We start from the raw sequence: 17552 nt of genomic DNA on the forward strand, positions 1-17552 counted from the left end.
TAAAATATGAGTCAAAAGAATATTATTCTTACTGTAATGATGCTTTTTCTATTAACAATGGAAAGTGTTTTAGGTCAACAAAAAGAAAATTTAAAACTTTGGTATGATGCTCCTGCAGCAGATTGGAATGAAGCCTTACCGTTAGGAAATGGACGATTAGGAGCCATGGTTTATGGATTGCCAGAACATGAAAACATTCAGTTAAATGAAAGTACACTATGGGCTGGAGGACCTCATAGAAATGATAACCCAGATGCAAAGGAAGTGTTATCAGAAATTAGAACGTTGTTATTTGATGGTAAATATAAAGAAGCACATAATTTAGCTAATGCCAAAATTATTTCTAAGACTTCTCATGGAATGCCATATGAAACTGTCGGTAATTTAAGATTAGACTTTTTAAATCAGGGGAAATATTCTAATTATTATAGAGTTTTAGATATTGAAAATGCTGTAAATACAACTACTTATACTGCGGATGGTGTAAATTATAAAAGAGAAATATTTACGTCGTTTACAGATCAAGTTATTGTAATGCGTTTAACGGCAGATCAAAAAGGAAAATTGACTTTTACAGCAGATATGGATAGACCAGAACCTGCTAAAGTGGCCGTATCTACAGAAGGAAACAATGTTTTAAAAATGATTGGTTTTGGTAGCGATAATTTAAATAAACGATTAGGGAATGCAGCCCCAATAAAAGGAGAAGTAGAATTTCAATCTAGAGTTAAAATAGTTAATGAAGGAGGGAGTGTTTCATCGGTAAATAATAAGCTAGAAGTAGCTAATGCAAATAGCGTAACATTATATATTTCTATTGCAACTAATTTTGTAAACTATCAAGATGTTAGTGCAAATGCACATCAAAAAGCAACAGATTATATTACAAAAGCAGAAAAAAAGGAGTACAATCAATTATTAAAAAACCATGCTGCGTTTTATCAAAAATATTTTAATAGAGTTTCATTAAATTTAGGAAAATCGATACACGAAGACAAACCAACGGATGTTAGAATTAAAGAATTTGGTTCGGTAACAGATCCTAGTTTAGCAGCTTTATATTTTCAATTTGGAAGATATTTATTAATTTCTTCTTCGCAACCAGGAGGACAAGCCGCAAATTTACAAGGAATTTGGAACAAAGATTTAACACCTCCTTGGAAAAGTGCTTACACGGTTAATATTAATACGGAAATGAATTATTGGCCAGCAGAGGTAACTAATTTATCTGAAATGCACGATCCTTTAATTGAGCTTGTAAAAGAACTTTCTGTTGCTGGTAAAGAAACGGCAAAAGTAATGTACGGTGCCGATGGTTGGGTTACACATCACAACACAGATCTTTGGCGAATTGCAGGTCCTGTAGATGGCGCAACTTGGGGAATGTGGACAACAGGCGGAACTTGGTTAGCGCAACATTTGTGGGAAAAATACATGTTTAGTGGTGATGTAGAATATTTAAAAACGGTGTATCCAGCAATGAAAGGAGCAGCGGAGTTTTGTGTCAGTTTTTTAACAGAAGATCCGAATGGATATTTGGTTATTTCGCCAACAATTTCACCAGAACACGCACCAAAAGGTCGTCCGAAAAGTGTAAATATTGTAGAAAGTGCTGCTATGGATACGCAGTTAGTATTTGATATGTTAACCAAAACAATTGCTGCTGCAAAAGTATTACATGTTGATGATGATTTGGTCATTAAAATGGAGTCAACTTTAGAGAAATTAGCACCTTTTAAAATAGGAAAATACAATCAAATTCAAGAATGGATGGAAGATTTAGATGACCCCGAAGATGATCACCGTCACGTTTCTCATTTATATGGATTATACCCATCTAATTTAATTTCACCTTATCATAATTCTGAATTATTCGAAGCTTCAAAAAACACTTTAATCCAAAGAGGAGATCCATCAACAGGATGGTCTATGAACTGGAAAATTAATTTATGGGCAAGATTATTAGATGGAAATCATGCGTATAAGTTAATGGGAGATCAAATTAAATTAGTTGGTCGTCCAGATTCTCCAAGAGGAGGAGGTACGTATGCAAATATGTTAGATGCGCATCCACCATTTCAAATTGATGGTAACTTCGGATTTACATCTGGGTTAACAGAAATGTTGGTACAAAGTCATGATGGAGCTATTCATTTAATTCCGGCTTTACCAGATGTTTGGCAAGATGGTAAAGTAAAAGGACTACGTGCTAGAGGAGGTTTCGAAATAGTAGATTTAGAATGGAAAAATGGAGAAGTTGTAAAAGCTGTAATAAAATCTAATTTAAGTGGAAACTTACGTATTCGTTCTTATGGCGAACTTCAACTTGAAAATAATAATTTGGTTGTCGCTAGCGGTGTAAATTCAAATGCATTTTTTCAGGTACCAGAAATTAAGACACCATTGATTTCAAAAAAAGCGACTCTAAAAGATTTTACAGCACCGGTAAGCTTCTTATATGATATAGCCACAGCTAAAGGACAAACTATTGTTTTAGTAAAAAAATAAGAGTAGAACTAGTAAATTTTATAAGTGAATTAAAAATTGATAGACTTATAACGTTTATAGATTTTAGTCTGTCGAATACATGTATTGGTTTTAATAAATTAGTTATTATAATGATGAATAAATTGAGCTTTCTAAAAGTTTTTGCAGTATTATTTTTAATGATAAGTCTTGCAACAACAAATACTGTTTCTGCACAAAATCATATAGCTAAACCTTTAGTTTTAGACATGGTGCATCATAACCCAGGAGAGACTCCTTATAAATCTAAGTATAATGATCCTGCGGTAATAAAAGAAATGGGATATAACGGAAAGGTTTACTTTCTATTTGAATCTCCTGCATTAGCCATTAACTGGGAGTCTGTTGATGCAGACATTTTACCAAAAGGTTCTAAGGAGCGAGATTGGGTAGAGGCTAAAGCTGTAGAAATTAAAGTCATGCATGCCGAGAGTAAAGCGCAGGGTATAGCGATCTTCGCAATGTCCGATTTGGTTTTATTCCCAAAACGATTAATAGAAAAATATAATATTGAAGAAACTTATGGAGACCCAAATAATCCGTTAACCGAAAAATTTATTCGCGCTCAAATTAATGAAATGTTCGATCAATTTCCAGACTTAGATGGTTTAGTTGTTCGCATAGGGGAAACGTATTTGCATGATGCTCCTTACCATCAAGGTGCTATTGAAAACAAAACCTCTCCTGAAAAAACAATTATTCCTTTAATGAAAATTTTAAGAGAGGAGATTTGTGTAAAACGAGATAAGCAACTTATTTTTCGTACTTGGAATGCATTTGATAGAAATACAGGATCTTATACACAAGTTAGTGATGCTGTAGCTCCACACGAGAATTTAACGATAAGCATTAAACATTGTGAAGGCGATTTTCATAGAGCACGTCCTTTTAGTAAAGTTATAGGGCAAGGGCGTCATAAGCAAATAATAGAAGTGCAATCTGCTCGTGAATACGAAGGGAAGGGGGCTTACCCTAATTATATTGCAAATGGTGTTATTGAAGGATTTGAAGAGCATACTAGAGTCACTGAAGAAGAGATTAATAGTATTCGAGAATTTGTTGAGAAAAAACCGAATTTATATGGCGGTATTTGGACATGGTCTCGTGGAGGAGGATGGGAAGGTCCTTATATTCAAAGTGAAATGTGGTGCGATTTAAATTCATGGGTTATGGCACAATGGGCGCAAAACACCGAAAAAAGTGAAGCCTATATTTTTAATAGATATGCCACCGAACGCTTGCATCTAGAAGGTGACGATGTTTCTAAATTTAGAAAATTATGTTTACTTTCTGCGGAGGCGGTAGTAAGAGGTAGAAACACGACATACAATGATATTAGTGATGTATGGTGGACGCGTGATCAAGGAATTGGATGGCCAAAGTCTGCAAAAGATGAAATAGGTCAAAAACGAAATTTAGAACAAAAAGATGAATCTGTTGACAAATGGAAAGAGATTGTTAAACTGGCAAAATCAATTCATTGGGATAGTAAGGCTACTAAAAGTCATGCTATAGGTTCTGCGGAATACGGATTAAGACTTTATAAAATATACCGCATCATTATTAATATGGAGGATGCTGAAAATAAAGGGGATACAAAGGCTGTTCAAAAATGGATTAAAGCTTATGATAAAGCTTGGATCCATTACAATAAACTTTCAAAAGAATACCCTTTGTTAGCCACGCTTTATACGCAAGACTATAACCGTCATATTGCTGATAACGCTAATAAGAAAGTAGACGAGTTGCGAACTAAAAAATAAAGGGGATATAAAGGATAACCATGAATAAGGATTTTATAACTTAATTTTTTTTGTTCTTTATAAATTAGTTTTTTATCAATTTAAATAGGGGTTATATGTGAAATAGTAAATAAAGAGGTATGGTTTATAGTGAATTAATTATAGGTTACATCTTTTTGATATATAAACTAATAATTTTAACTAATTATTAATTGACTGTAATCAAAATAGAAAGAAAGGTATGTTATCATGCCTTCAAATTTGTTTTGATGTTTAAACTAAACCAAACTTATTTATGAAAAAATTATTATCTACATTATTGATTTTCGCAACAGTATTACCGTTTTTAGCAATGGCTCAACTTGTGTATCCAGGAATTTTGTGTAAGGCATTTGATTTAGATTGAGTTAGGTGTCGAGTACAAGCTAAATTAGAACCTTGGTATTTGATATGCTAAGAGATGAGTTCAGGTTATAGAGTAGGTTAAAGTTATGGGGTCCAAGGGAACACATCGACAACAAAATATGAATTTAAAAACAGTCAATTTGATAATGATATTAGGAGCTCTAATATGAATATTCAAATTAGTTTGTATAACGTAAAAGGAAGAGCTGTATTCAAAACAATTAAATTGGTTATAACTAATTTGTGAAAAAGGTATCTACTTTTTAAGAATAAACCATCAAACTTTAAACGATCTTAATAGAAATGAGATCTTAAAAAATAAATTATGAAACAATTAAACTTATTTAAGACACTTTCAATAGTGTTTTTATTAACTATTTCTCAAAATATTAATGCGCAAACGGTTAAAGTTAATAGCCTTTCAGGCCTTCTCACCGCAATACAGTTGAGTAATCAAGAAATTATTATGGAATCGGGGAATTATAATCTTGAAGACTTACCTAGTAATTCAAGAATTATTGGTTTTTCAGGTTCAAATAATACAATCGATCTAACAGGAGTTCATATAGACGTTCCTGTTGGTATTATTCGTGAATCTTACATCTTAGTTCAAGGTAGTAATAACACCATAAAAGGTGGAGAAATTGAAGATGTATATAGAAATGGTTTAACCGAAATAACGGATTTTGTAGCCTACCATCAAGATGCAAGTAATTTAGCTTATGGACTAAAAGGCGCAGCTGTTATGACGGTTTCTGGAGAAGAAAATTTAATAGATGGACTAAAGCTAACTCCAAGAGGTTCTCATCTTTATGGCTACGGAAGTATGTATGGAATTAATCAATACAATACATTTGGTATGAATAAACGGTGTGGTTTATTGATTAATGGTGCTAAAAACACGTTAAATAATGTAGAAGTACAAATGAGATCTTTTGGACACGGAATATATATGCAAGGAGATGCTGATGAAACAGTAATAAAGAACTGTTTGGTTGAAGGCAGAGTCAGAGCTTATGCTGAATTATATAACGAAACCGACCCTAATTCTTTTCCTTATAGATCAGACTATAAATTGCCAGAAACTTCTGGAACTGACTATGACCTCCCTTTTAGTTCAAGTGTACTTCCAATTCCTATAGATGAAGTGTTTTCTCTTAGTGAAGACGGTATAAGAGCATACACAGGTACAGGAAGTGTTACGGTCGAGAATTGTACAGTCAAAAAAATGAGAGGTGGTATTCGATTGTATTTAGGTGCATCAGCTATGGTAACCAACACTACTGCTATTGACTGTGGTAGCACCAATTTTAATATGCCTTCAAATGGTATAATCACTAATTCATCAGGTAATTTTGCTTATGCTCCTTTGTCAGATTTCAGGTTAGGTAGAAGTGGTATGGATATTGAATGGACAATACTTCCATCTCCCAATGCAACTGGACCTCATAATTTAGCAGATGTTCAAGGAAATAATCATAACATTATTTTTCATAGATCAGAGGGAGAACCAGTAGATAGTGATGAAGATCGTGCTATTGTAGTTACAGGAAATAATTCAACTATTACAAATGAAACAGAATACGCTATTGTTTTAGATGCTAGTACTAGTGGAAATACGATATATACATGTGGAGGTGGATTAATCACCGACAATGGCACAGGTAATATGGTGATAGAATTTGATAGCTGTGAAGAAGTTGATGAGTATATTGATAATGCATGTCCCAAAACAGCAGCGTTAATGGAGGCTGAATGCTATGATAGTATGAATGGTATTAGAACAGAAGATACCAAAGATACCGGAGGAGGTACAAATGTATCTTATATTGATAACGATGATTGGGTTAAATTTGAAGATATAAACTTAACGGGAATGAAATCTGTGAGCGCAAGAAACTCTGGGAAAACAGAAGGGGCTTCTATAGAAGTATATTTAGATGATTTAAAAGGAGATTTAATAGCTACAATACCTGTAAGCTATACAAAAGGTTGGCAAAATTGGATAACGGATGCTATAGATTTAGATAACTCTGTAAATGGTATTCATGATGTCTTTTTTGTTTTTAAAAGTCCATTAACGGGTTCTGTATTTAATGTAAATTGGTTAGGGTTTTCTTCAGGATCATTGACGGTAAACACATATTCGTTGGATCACGGAATAGAGATCTTTCCAAATCCTGTATTAGATAAACTTTCTATTTCTTTAGAAGATACTAATTTAGATGTGGCAAATACAACTATTGTTTTATATACGATAAATGGACAAGAAGTAATGAAAATACAACTGAACAATAAGCAAACAGAACTTAATTTTTCTGAATTAAATAGAGGTATTTATATTTTAAAAATTAATAATTCATCTAAAATAATCACAAAAAAAATAATCAAAATTTAAAAACCATTAAAAAACCATTTAAGAACTCTAAATAGTACATTTCAGTACAGCTTTTAGTTATTAAATAGAAATTTCAAATTAAATTAAAACAGATCATGAACAAATTAAAGCAGTCAAGGTTTTGTATTTCAATTCTACTAATAGTTTTTTTAGCTAGTTCAAGTTATGCCAAAGATTTTTATGTCTCTCCATCGGGAAAAGATAAAAATAAAGGAACTTTAAAAAAGCCATTTGCAACTATTGCTCATGCACAGTTTAAAGTAAGGGAATATAAAGCGTTAAACCCTTCCGAAGAAATAAACGTTTATCTCCGTGGTGGTAAATATTACTTAACTACACCTGTTGTTTTTAAAGCAGAAGATAGTGGTTCAGAGAAATACCCCATTACATATAAAGCCTATAATAATGAAATCCCTTTAGTTTTAGGAGGTATAAAACTAAACGGGTTAAAATGGGAAAAGCACAATGATAATATTTATAAAACCAAAGTGCCAGAAGGCCTCATTTTCGAAACTTTATTTGTGAATGATAATCAACAAACTCTAGCACGTTACCCGAATTATACCGAAGATGCTCCGGCTTTTAATGGTATTGCAGCAGACTGTTTATCTAAAGAACGCGTGGCAACTTGGGAAGATCCAACCGACGGGTATTTTCATGCCATGCACAAAGCCTTATGGGGCGGTGTTCATTATAGAATTACTGGTAAGAAAAATAATAATGAAGTCACCCTTGTTGGAGGTACTCAAAATAATAGAGGAAGTAGTAAACATGCAGAATATCGTTTTGTAGAAAATATTTTCGAAGAATTGGATACGGTTAATGAGTGGTATTTAAATCGTAAAACATCCGAATTGTTCTTTTACCCTAAAAAAGGTTTAGATCTAAATCATGCTGAAATTGAAGTGGCAGCACTCGAACAATTATTTGTTTTTGATGGCAGTTTAGAAAATCCTGTAAAACATATTTCTATAGAAGGACTTACTTTAAAGCGTACCATCCGTACGTTTATGAAAACTGCAGATCGTTTGTTAAGAAGTGATTGGACTATTTATCGCGGTGGTGTAGTCCATTTTGAAGGTACAGAAAATTGCGTACTTAGAGATTGTAAATTAACAGATCTTGGTGGAAACGCTGTGTTCTTTAATGATTATAATAAAAATAGTTCGGTAGAAGGCTGTCATATTTATAATGTTGGTGGTAGCGGTGTTGCTTTTGTAGGTGATATTAATACAGTATGGCATGAAAACTATAATATAGGAAATGCTCCCGAACTTGATGAACTTGATTTTACAAGAGGACCAAAAACGAATAACTATCCGCAACATTGTCAAGTTGATAATAATTTGATTCATAATATTGGTACGGTTGAAAAGCAAACGGCTGGTGTGCACATGAGTTTATCGGCGTATATTACCGTAAGTAGAAATAGTATTTACGATGTTCCGAGATCAGGAATTAATATTAGTGAAGGAAAATGGGGTGGACACATTTTAGAATATAATGATGTGTTTTTAACGGTTCAAGAAACGCATGATCATGGTGCTTTTAATAGTTGGGGACGTGATCGTTATTATACCAAAAATCGTGGTGCAGCAGGAGAACGTGTTGCTAAACATGGGTATGATTTGGTAAAACTAGATATGGTTGCTAAAAACGTTATTCGTAACAATCGTTTTCGTTGCGATAATGGTTGGGATATCGATTTAGATGATGGTTCTGCTTGGTACGACGTTTACAATAATGTATGTTTAAGTGGTGGTATTAAATTACGAGACGGCATGTTAAGAACCGTGTATAACAACGTGTCTATTAACAATTCCATGAATTTACACGTATGGCTTAAAAATAGTGGAGATACTATTCAAAGTAATATTAATACACACGGTTATATTCCTATCGGAATGCGCAATTGGGGGTCTTTGGTAGATTCTAACTTGTTCTTTCAAAAAGAATCGTTAGACAAGGCTCAAACATCTTATGGAACCGATGAAAACAGTGTTTACGGAGATCCTATGTTTGCGGATGCTAAAAATGGAGATTTTACAGTAACCAATACGGAATTAGCAGAAAAAATAGGTTGGGTGAATTTTCCAATGGATGAATTTGGAGTACAAAAACCAGCATTAAAAGCGATTGCCAAAACCCCTGAAATCCCAGAAATAACGCTTACTGCTGATGAGGTGATTGAGGGTATTGATTACATGGGAGGTGTTATTAAAAACATTGTAAACGATGGCGAAAAATCGGCTGCAGGTTTACCTGATTATAAAGGAGCTAAAATTGTAAAAGGACTTACTAAAGGCATTTTTTCTGTGGTGAAGTTGCAAGATGATGATGTGGTTTTAAAAATAGACAACAAGGAAATTACAAATATTGAAGATTTTATGAGCAGCATTGCTGATGATAAAACGGATAAAACCATGAGTGTTTGGAGGTTTCAAAAAATGATTGTTATCAATTTGCCAGATCCTGCAGATTGTAATATTCCTTTAGAAATTGATAAAAGCAAGTGGAAACTGGTTTCTACATCTAGCGAAGCAGCTCCAGATTATACAGCAAAAAAGGCTTTCGATAATGATATAAATACATTCTGGCATACAGAGTTTGAGCCTAAAGAATTGCCTTTTCCGCATAACATTATTGTTGATATGGGTGAAGAACATATTTTAAATTCATTTGAATATTTGGCACGCCAAGGATCATCGCATCCACGTATTAAAGATTTTAAACTGTTTGTTTCAGTAGATGGAAAAAAATGGAATAAACCAGTTTTAGAAGGTGTTTTAAAAGATTCAGAAGACCTCCAAGAGTTTTTAATCAATAAAATAAAAGTACGTTATTTTAAATTTGAAGGATTATCGGGTTATACGCGTAAAGCGGCTTCGGTAGGAGAACTTTCTTTTTATGGGACCTGTGTGTCTTCAAAAAAATAATAAACCGATTTATGATAAGAAATATATTAACGCTGTTTTCGTTTTTAGTAGCAAGCCATATTATGGCTTTGGATATCGCTATGCCAAGCATTTTTGCAGACCACATGGTTTTACAGCAAGGTCAGAAAGTACCCGTTTGGGGAACAACAGTGCCAAATGCTTTTATTCAAGTTGAGTTTGCAGAACAAATTAAAACCATTAAGGCCGATGGAAAAGGGAATTGGTTAGTTAACCTTAATGCATTAAAAGCTTCAAGCGAACCCAAAAAACTTACCGTTACTTCAACATTTAATAATGAACATTCTCAATTAAAATTTTTAGATGTTTTAGTTGGTGAAGTTTGGTTATGTAGTGGGCAATCTAATATGTATCGTCCTTTTAGAATGTTAATGGGAGAAGCTGTAGATTTAAAATACGAACCTATTACCGAGTATTTAAGGCATGAAGCTGCAACTGCAAATGATCCACTTTTTAGACAATTTAAGGTAGGAAAAGATTTTAGTGTATTTGAAGAAATGACTATAGGAAGAGGGAATTGGTCTAAAGCAGTTCCTGTAGAAGTAAATGAATTCTCTGGAACAGCCTATTTTTTTGGACGAGAATTACGACGTAAACTCCATGTTCCTGTAGCAATAATAAGTTGTAATTTAGGAGGTACTAAAATAGAACCATGGATGCCAATTTCTGCGGTTAATACAAGTCCGTCATTTAAGGAATACTATGATAAAGACATCGCTATATATCAAAAAAAACTAGAATCTTGGGACGATGTTAGAGAAGATGAAAAGTACAAGGCTTTATTGGAATCGTGGGAATTAAAAGTAAAACAAGCTAGGTTACAAGGGGCGAAAGAACCTCAGAAACCAAAAAAAACAGAGCATCCAAGTCGGAATAAACAAATACCTGCAACCCTTTATAACGCCATGATACATCCACTAATTCCGTTTGCTATTAAAGGAGCTATTTGGAGTCAAGGGGAGAGTAATTCTAGTCGGTTACCAGAGGAATATGGTTCACGGCTTAAAGCCATGATTAAAAATTGGAGAACTGCATGGGGGCAGGACACTTTGTTCTTTTATACCAGCCAATTGGCAAACTACAGAAAACCAAACGAAAGGCCTGTTGGTGATGATGATGGCTGGGCTTTAGTTTCTTATGGGCAAAGCCAAACTCTAGACCTTCCAAATACAGGGTTGGCAGTGCTTAATGACATTGGAGAGGCGAAAGATATTCATCCCAAAAATAAAATTGATGCAGGCAAAAGACTTTCTCTTTGGGCTTTTAAACAAGCGTATCATAAAGATATTGTTTTTAGTGGCCCCTTGTATAAAAGTTCCGAAATAAAGAACAATAAAATAATAGTAGAATTTAGTCATGTGGGGTCTGGATTAATGGTAGGTAAAAAACATTTAATGGATCCAACGGTGGAAGTCAATGAACCGTTAAAACGCTTTCAAATTTGTGGAGAAAACGGCGAATGGAAATGGGCAGAAGGCAAAATTATAAATAAATATAGCATAGAGGTTTGGAACAAAGATATTTCTAACCCATTGGAAGTACGTTATGCATGGTCTTCAAACCCTGAAGGCGCAAACTTATATAATAAAGAGGGGTTGCCGGCATCGTTATTTAAAACTAGCGATTAATGGCTAATTATTTTTTTAGAGAAGATTGAAAAAGAATAAGTAAACAGATATTCTAAAAATAGAAAGATGAGATGATGAATGGATTATCATCTAATAAAAATAATTAATAAAAATGAATACATTTAATACAAGATTATTTAACAATCAATATTTAATTATACTATTTTTTTTGTGTTTTGCGAATAACGTAAACGCTTTAGATAAAAACTTGTCTCCTGGAGATGATATACAGGCAGCAATTGATGAGGTAGCAAATTCTGGAGGAGGTACTGTTTATCTTGCAGCAGGAACATATATATTAAGCGCATCAATAAAGATGTCTAGTTATGTAACCTTAGAGGGAGAAGGTACTAGCACACGTCTTGAGTTACCTTTAGATGCTACCTACGCAATGATTGTAGATGATGGTACAGAGCCATGTATAAACATGACTGTACGTAATATGTTGTTAGATGGTAATATTCCTGAGAGTTCAGTAAGTCACGACCCTGATTATACAGACAACCCTCAGCAAGATTGTTTAGGTATTTATTTTGATGCATACAATGAAGCTACATATCATCAAAATGTAGTTATAGAAAATGTTGAAATACATAATACGGTGGATGGTTGTCATTTAAAAGGGGTAACTGGTGGTTATTGGGATAATGTATTTTTTCATCATAATGGTATTTTTTTCTGGCCTGGACATAATAGTTACTTAAGAAGAGTTAATAACTATACGGTAATGAATTCAAAATTTGAAGATTCATATAATGGTAGCGGAATCAATTGTTCTTGGTCCAAAAACCTTTTATTTAAGAATTGTCAAGTAACAAGAAGTGAAGGACGTGGAATCAGAAATGCTGCTTCACAAGGTTTTGTTGTTCAAGATTGTATAATAACAGACTGTGGTGATGCCGGAATAATTGCCAATTCAGAAGATGGGATAACGACATCAAATGTTGATTTTAGACGAAATTGTGTCTCTGGATGCGAAACAGGAATAACGGGTGGTGCTGATGGTGTAGCGTATGACAACAATGTGTATAATAATGATACCGATTATAGTTTAGGATCTGGAGTTCTTCAATCAGGTAATACAAGCGATTTTAGTCAATCATGTGCTGATGCATTGATTGAGGATAATCAACTTCATTTAATGTCTGCAATTACTAATGAAAATCCTAAGCAAATTGTATTAGAAATCTCAAAAGAGATTGAAGATAACACTATTTTTGAAGGGTTTAGTGTTGAAGTTAATAATGCTTCTGTTATTGTTTCAAGTATCAATTTAATTGATTCTAATTACATTTATATTACTCTTGTTAATGATATTTCAGAAGGAGATAATGTTACCGTAACATATGTTGAATCAGGGAATGTTCAAACAGATGATGGAAATGCATTAATTGGTTTTGAAGATGTCCAAGTAGATATGACAACAGGTTTACCTTTTGAATTCATATCAGCAAGTATTGATGTTAATGGTGAATTTGTAACTTTTATTCTCAACAATGATATTGGAACCATTCACGATCAATCAGAGAGTTTTATTTTTAAAATAAACGATGAGATAATAACTACAGATAAAACTATTGTTGGTGTAAATGACATACAGGTTTATCCGTCAAGTAGAATTTACACGGAAGATGTCGTGGAGGTAAGTTACATCCCAGATAGTTTTGTAAAAATTGTATCTGTAAATGAGTCGGAATTAATACCATTCAGTGATTTGTTATTGGAAAATGTAAGTACATTTACTCTAGCTACAATTCCCAATAAAATTGAAGCGGAAGATTATGATAGACAAAATGGTACTCAATTAGAAAATTGTAGTGAAGGCGGACAAAACCTAGCCTATATAGGAACTGGTGATTGGGCAGAATATGATGTAGATGTTTTAGATGATAAAACATACAAAGCAACATTTAGGGTAGCTTCACCTTATGATGGAGGAGAAATAACGATTTTAGTAGATGGTAATCAAAAAGGAATTATTACTGTACCTAATACAGGTAATTGGCAAATTTATCAATCTGTTAGTGTTGATATGAAAATTAGCACTGGAAAACATACTATTAGATTAGAATTTACTGAATCTTTTAATGTTAATTGGATGGAATTCGAGGAAACTACGCCTGGAAATGAAGCTGATTATTTTGATAGGATTGAGGCAGAGGATTATAACAATAATTCAGGAACATCAACTGAAACTTGTTCAGATGATGATGGTGGTGAGAATGTAGGATCTATACGAAATGGGAATTGGATCATGTTTAATGATATTGATTTAAGTGATGTTAAAGCTATTAATATGCGTTTGGCTAATACTAATTCTGGTGGTACTATAGAGGTTAGATTAGGGTCAAGTTCAGGGGCACTTATTTCAACTGTAGATATGCTAAATACAGGAGGTTGGCAAGATTGGGAAACAGCAAGTTCTGATGTTATAAGTACAGATGGGGTTTACGATGTATATCTCGTATTCAAAACTACAAATTCTTATGTAGGAAATATCAATTGGTTTCAGTTGCATTATTCTTCGCAGTCATCGTTAAGTACTGATTTAAATTTGAGTAAATCTGATAACACTTTAATATATCCTAATCCGGTTTTTAATAATTTAAATATTAATAGCGCTATTAATTCAGAAGTTGAAATATTTAATATATCGGGTAAGTTGATGATTAATAGTAAAGTAACAGCTAATGAATATTCTTTTTCAACTGAGCTATTGAAACCAGGAATTTATATAGTGAAAGTTACTAATGAAAATGGCTCCATTAAGAACTTTAAATTGGTAAAAAAATAGTGATTTATATAACTTAGTAAAATTATTCTTGTCAGTATAAATATTTGTTTATATTCTTGAGCAAAAGTAAATAAAATTTTAAAAATGAAATTAAAACAAACACTTTTATTGTTTTTTACAGGGTTAAGTAGTCTAGGTACTTTTGCGCAAGTATCAGAAAGATCGAATGTTATTTTTTTAATGCCAGATGATATTAGCCATAGTGCTTTTTCATATTATAAAGAACATTAATATTAATAAATTTCTCAAAAAAAAAATTGTTTTCTATAGTATATAATAATCAAGAATAAACGCATGATAAGCACTAAACTAAGTAAGATTGTCTATTTGTTTATATTAGCCGTAGTAGTTTTTAGCTGTGACTCAAAATATAAATACAAAGTAGAAAAAAATAAAAATGGAGTAACTATCCATCAGGATAGTACGCTTATTAATATTGAAGTCGTTAATGCGTCTATCATTCATGTTAAAAAAATGATAGAAGGAAGTGACGTTTCAGAACTTCCCGATTACGTTACCATTTTAGAGCCTCAAAATGTGTCTTGGGAGCTAGTAGAAAGTGAAAATATGCTAACCCTCTCTACAGATGCTTTGCGCGTAACAATCGATGATGAAGGTGTTATTGAATATCAAACCGTAGATAATAAAAACTTGTTGTCAGAAACCAAAGAACTAACCTTTATTGGTACCGATCCAGAGGCAGAACATACAGTGTCTCAAGGCTTCGTAGCAGGAGATGAAGGCTTGTACGGTTTAGGACAATATCAAAGTGGTATTATGAATTGGAAAAATGTGCCTATTCGTTTACAACAGTACAATCAAGAAATCGCGATTCCTTTTTTAGTGTCTACTAAAGGTTATGGTATTTATTGGCATAATTATAGTCTTACAGATTTTAACTTGCCTCAAAATGAAATTGAATTTAAAGAAACTTCAATAATTTCAGAAGAAAAAGAAGAGCTAGTAGTACCTGCAGGTGATGAAAAAGAAAACGTAGCGGCTTATGCAGCTAAAGAAGCAAAAGAAAAAAACATTCGTAAAACCACGTTTACACCTAGTAAAACAGGAGAATACACTTTTTTAGCATTCAGTAGTCCAGATGGTCGTATGCGAGGAGAAATTAGCGTAAAAATTGATGGTGATCCAATAATTAATTATTCTACCATTTGGATGCCAAGACGCTATTCTGGAAAAAAGCAGTTGGAGGCCGGAAAAACCTATGAGGTTGTTTTTCAAAATACAGGTGCTAAAATCCCTGGTAATTTATATTATAACGAACCAGATTATAATAAAACCGTCTTTTCAAGTACTAAAGGACATGTAATAGATTATTATTTAGTACAAGGCGATAATCCAGAAAAGGTTATTGCTCAATATCAAAACTTAACAGGTAAAGCGCCAATGTTTGCTAAAACGGCTTATGGTTTTTGGCAATGCAGAGAACGTTACCATAACCAAGAGGAGTTATTGGAAAATGCGCGAGAAATGAGAGATAGAAAAATTCCTTTTGACAATATAGTACAAGACTGGTTTTATTGGCCTAAAGGAACAAAAGGACCGGAGTGGGATCCTGCAAAATATCCGGACCCAGATGCTATGGTGGATGAGTTAACACGCTTAAATATTAATTTAATGGTGTCTGTTTGGCCAGAGGTAAAAAACAAACCTTTAGAAGAAAAATATGGTCTTACAAAGATTGAAGGTAGTAACTATATTGATGTTTATGATGAACGGGTTAGCGAACAATTTTATAGAGCCTTAAGCGATTCTATGTTTCATAAAGGCGTGAAATCTATTTGGTTAGATGGTACAGAACCCGAAGGTGTAAATAATACAAAAGTAAATACCGCTGTTGGACCTTATGAAAGTGTACAAAATCCGTATTCGTTATTAGTAACAAAAGCGATGTATGAAGGCAGACGAAAAGAATTTCCTATGGAGCGTGTGTTCAATTTAACACGTTCTGCCTATGCTGGTCAGCAACGTTATGGAGCAACCTCTTGGTCTGGAGATGTCGAAGCTTCTTGGGAGCAGCTTGAAGAGCAGATTGCTGCTGGCTTAAATTTTACTATGGCGGGAGTCCCGTATTGGACACATGATATTGGAGGTTTTTTTAGAGATTCAAAATCTATAAACCCCGAATTTGATAGTCAATACACCAACCCAGAATATATTGAATTATTAACACGTTGGTTTCAATTTGGAGCATTTAGCCCCATTTTTAGAATCCATGGTTATGTTTCTGAAACTGAAATATGGAGATATGGAAAAGAGTTTGAAACTATGGCTCGTGATTTTATCGATATTCGTTATCAATTAATACCGTACATATATTCTGAAGCTAGAAAAGTAACTACCGAAGGAAAATTAATGATGGCGCCATTGGCGTATCAATATCCAAACGATAAAAATACTTGGGGTATTAAAGATCAATTTTTGTTTGGAGAATCTATAATGGTTGCCAATGTAACAGCATACAAACAAAGAACTAAAGATGTTTATTTACCAAAAGGGGATTGGTTTAATTTTTGGACAGATGAAAAAGTAGAAGGTCATACAACCAAAACATTTGACGCTCCTTTAAATGAAATGCCAATTTTTGTAAAAGCGGGTAGTATTTTGCCGATAGGACCTAAAGTGCAATATGCCATAGAAAGAACAGATAAGCCTACGGCCATAAAAATATATCCAGGAAAAGATGCTAGCTATACGTTGTATTTAGATGATGGTGCCTCTTATAATTATGAAAAAGGAACCTATTCCGAAATTGTTTTTACTTATTCTGAAACTGATAAGACGATAACAGTTAAAAAAGGAGCGGGTGATTATTATGATTTTGATATGACACCATTAGGATTTGCTTTTCAGATGATTGGAAGTAAAAAAAGAGAACGGGTTTTATTCATAGGAGAAGAGGTTATAATTGAATTATAATCTAAAAATCAGAATATAAATTTTAATGAAAAGCTTTTAAAACTAAAAGGTAAATAACGAGTTTTTACTTGTTATTTGCCTTTTTTGGTTTTGTTTTATAGGAAATGAACTATAGTTTATATCATAATAATTTAACTTGAATTAAATTTATAAATTAAATGAAAATAATAT

8 protein-coding genes are annotated in these 17552 nt (G+C 33.1%); all 8 read left to right on the top strand.

Going from position 1 to position 17552, the window contains the following annotated elements; all coding sequences use genetic code 11:
• The first annotated feature begins 6 nt into the window (after positions 1-6).
• The 8 genes from GQS57_RS02200 (at position 7) to GQS57_RS02235 (ending at position 17381) form a co-directional block, all read left to right on the top strand.
• Positions 7-2508 (top strand): glycoside hydrolase N-terminal domain-containing protein, encoded by a 2502-nt coding sequence (locus GQS57_RS02200; RefSeq protein ID WP_165730773.1) that lies wholly within the window; start codon positions 7-9, stop codon positions 2506-2508.
• Positions 2509-2618: 110 nt separating this feature from the next.
• Positions 2619-4289: a hypothetical protein gene (locus tag GQS57_RS02205; protein WP_205860175.1), complete on the top strand. Its 1671-nt coding sequence runs from the start codon at positions 2619-2621 to the stop codon at positions 4287-4289.
• 709 nt (positions 4290-4998) lie between these two features.
• On the top strand, positions 4999-7071 hold the full coding sequence (locus GQS57_RS02210) for a carbohydrate-binding protein (protein WP_165730775.1): 2073 nt from the start codon (positions 4999-5001) through the stop codon (positions 7069-7071).
• A gap of 95 nt (positions 7072-7166) precedes the next feature.
• A complete protein-coding gene (locus GQS57_RS02215) occupies positions 7167-10007 on the top strand; it encodes a discoidin domain-containing protein (RefSeq protein WP_165730777.1) in 2841 nt (946 codons plus the stop codon).
• Between the two features lie 11 nt (positions 10008-10018).
• The gene (locus GQS57_RS02220; protein WP_205860176.1) at positions 10019-11653 is read left to right on the top strand and encodes a sialate O-acetylesterase; all 1635 of its coding nucleotides are present in this window, start codon (positions 10019-10021) and stop codon (positions 11651-11653) included.
• A 112-nt stretch (positions 11654-11765) separates the two neighbouring features.
• Positions 11766-14447: a carbohydrate-binding protein gene (locus GQS57_RS02225; protein WP_165730779.1), complete on the top strand. Its 2682-nt coding sequence runs from the start codon at positions 11766-11768 to the stop codon at positions 14445-14447.
• Positions 14448-14531: 84 nt separating this feature from the next.
• Complete coding sequence (locus GQS57_RS02230; protein WP_165730780.1) at positions 14532-14678, top strand: hypothetical protein; 147 nt, start codon at positions 14532-14534, stop codon at positions 14676-14678.
• Positions 14679-14741: 63 nt separating this feature from the next.
• A complete protein-coding gene (locus GQS57_RS02235) occupies positions 14742-17381 on the top strand; it encodes a TIM-barrel domain-containing protein (RefSeq protein WP_165730782.1) in 2640 nt (879 codons plus the stop codon).
• Positions 17382-17552 lie beyond the last annotated feature (171 nt).

The sequence above is a fragment of the Polaribacter sp. 20A6 genome (assembly GCF_011378915.1).
Lineage (GTDB): Bacteria > Bacteroidota > Bacteroidia > Flavobacteriales > Flavobacteriaceae > Polaribacter > Polaribacter sejongensis.